At 59.3% G+C, this 1,415-nt stretch carries 1 pseudogene; it reads left to right on the forward strand.

Going from position 1 to position 1,415, the window contains the following annotated elements:
- Positions 1 to 84: 84 nt before the first annotated feature.
- Positions 85 to 1,341: pseudogene (locus tag ACX3P1_RS28075) on the forward strand (IS3 family transposase).
- The last annotated feature ends 74 nt before the right edge of the window (positions 1,342 to 1,415 follow it).

Raw genomic sequence — 1,415 nt, forward strand, 5'->3', positions numbered from 1 at the left:
TGTTCCCCGTCAGCACCTGTGTCCCAGATTTGAGGTTGTGAATTAAGGAGGGTTTTGGTCTCGTCAGCTGACGAAGGAACCAAGATGAGCCCTAAATCCTCAAGTGCCAAAAAGCCTACCGAGCAGGTTGTGAAGGACATTCGCCTGGCGACCCGGCGGCATTTTTCAGCGGAAGACAAGATCCGGATCGTGCTGGACGGTTTGCGCGGCGAAGACAGCATCGCCGAGCTGTGCCGCAAGGAAGGGATCGCGCAGAGCCTGTATTACACCTGGTCCAAAGAGTTCATGGAGGCCGGAAAGCGCCGATTGGCGGGTGATACGGCTCGTGCTGCCACCAGTGACGAGGTCAAGGATTTGCGCCGGGAGGCCAGCGCGCTGAAGGAATGCGTCGCTGATCTGACACTGGAAAACCGTCTGCTCAAAAAAAGCATGATCGCGGATGGGGACGGGCAAGAATGAGATATCCCGCATCCGAAAAGCTCGAGATCATCAGGATCGTCGAGCAGTCTCACCTGCCAACCCGCAGCACGCTGGACCGGCTGGGGATCCCACGACGGACCTTCTATCGCTGGTATGACCGCTATCTCGGGGGCGGGCCTGAGGCGCTGGAAGATCGGCCCTTGGCACCGAGCCGCGTGTGGAACCGCATCCCGCCTGCCATCCATGACCAGATCATCGAACTGGCGCTGAAGCAGTCCGAGCTCTCCCCGCGCGAACTGGCGGTGCGGTTCACCGACGAGAAGCGCTACTTCGTGTCGGAAGCCAGCGTTTACCGGCTCCTCAAGGCCTACGATCTGATCACCAGCCCGGCCTATGTGGTGATCAAGGCGGCGAACGAGTTCCACACCAAGACGACGCGACCCAATGAGATGTGGCAGACGGACTTCACCTACTTCAAGATCATCGGCTGGGGCTGGATGTACCTGTCGACCGTGCTCGACGATTACTCCCGTTACATCATCGCCTGGAAGCTGTGCAGCACCATGCGGGCCGAGGACGTCACCGACACGCTGGACATGGCGCTGGCGACATCAGGTTGCGATCAGGCTCACGTTCGTCACAAACCCCGGTTGCTCAGCGACAACGGCCCCAGCTACATCGCCGGCGAACTGGCGGACTATATCCAGGACCAACGCATGAGCCATGTCCGGCGACCTCGAAGCCCAGATCGCAGCCTTCATCGAGCATTACAACCACCGGCGCTACCACGAGAGCCTCGACAACGTGACCCCAGCCGACGCCTACTTCGGCAGGGCCCAGACCATCATCAAACAGCGCGAAAGGATCAAACGGCAAACCATCCAACATCGGCGCTTGCAGCACCGCAAGATCGCCGCATAACATCAACCCCAAGATGAGGCCGACACTTCGCTAATCTGCGATCCAATCTGAGCCAAATGATCTGACGACGGACA

Source organism: Mesorhizobium sp. A623 (assembly GCF_054489405.1).